The organism is Corynebacterium sp. NML120713 (assembly GCF_001875735.1).
GTDB classification, from domain to species: Bacteria; Actinomycetota; Actinomycetes; order Mycobacteriales; family Mycobacteriaceae; genus Corynebacterium; species Corynebacterium pseudogenitalium.
In genome coordinates, this window is record NZ_MLCR01000011.1 from 1 (window position 1) to 1,169 (window position 1,169).

The following is a 1,169-nucleotide window of genomic DNA, read 5'->3' on the forward strand; positions in this document are numbered from 1 at the left end:
TATGAGCGTCCTGCCCAGCCGTGTCGGATGGCCCAGGAGGGGTTGAAGTCGGTGTCGATGCCGGTGTCGTAGACTTTCGGCCGGCCGTCGGGTGAGTTGGCTTGGTCGCGTTCACGCATGTGTGCCTGGCGGGCGTGTGCGTAGCCTGCGTGGCCGAAGTTTTGCTCGATTGCTAGCGCCAGCGGGTCATCGTGGTGTTGGGTGTGCAGGTAGAGCCACCAGTCCATGATGATTCGCTGGTGTTCGTCAAATGTGCCGCGGTGGGCTCGGGCGAGGTGTTTTAGTTGTGCGTTTATGCCGCCTTCCAGGCTGTTTGTGGTGGTCTTCAGCGTGGTCGTGGTGCGGTGTGGTGGGTTGAGCCAGACGAAGAGGTGGCCTTGTTGGTAGAGACGCTCGAATCGGCGGTAGGCTCTGCGGGCTCTGGGATGGGTGTACCACCATTGCTGGTTGTCGCGGATACGTTTTGGGATCTCTTCTGGGGCGACTTGGTTGCGGTAGGTGCGTTGTTTGAGCCAGTCACCGTAGAGGTCATGGAAGCGGTTGAGGCGAAGTACCCAGGTGATTGCCTGGTCACGGGTGGTGATGTGGGTCAGCTGGTTGCCGAGGCGAAGGAGTGCTTTGTGTGCGGCGATTGTGGGTTGGCGTGTGGTGTCTTTGATGGTGTCGCGGCGTACGTGGACGAGGCAGCGTTGAATGGAGGCGTTTGGCCAGCATTGTTTGATGGCTTTGTGAGCGCCACCGGAGCCGTCTGTGGTCACGACGAGGGGTTCGGCGATCATGTCGAAGAGTTTGGCGTAGTCGTAGGCGGTTTCTCGTGTGCACCAGTGCCAGGCGACGACGTGCTCGCTGGTTGCAGCGACAAGCAGACATTTTTTGTGGAAGTAGGTGCCATCAATAAAAAGCTGGTCGTAGACGCGGTACGGGTCCGGTTTGCACGGGACGATGATGAACCAAAAGTAGGTGAACCAGCGGATGAGTGTACGCCTGGAGACGTTGTGCGCAGCAGCGACAGCGTCGAGGGGACGCTGGTTGGTGATCCAGTCAATGAAGATGGCAAACCGATATGCGCTGGTCTTGGCTGAGTTGGGATTGGTGAAGGTGTGCCCGCAGTCTGTGCAGCGCCATCGCTGTTTTCCGCTGGATGTGGTGCCCATTTTTGTGGCGGTGTG

1 protein-coding gene is annotated in these 1,169 nt (G+C 59.0%); it reads right to left on the bottom strand.

Features of this window, described 5'->3' with window-relative positions; genetic code table 11:
- Positions 1 to 1,169 (bottom strand): IS1249 family transposase (locus BJP06_RS11725; protein WP_143110564.1); only part of this gene is annotated, 1,169 nt, incomplete at both ends.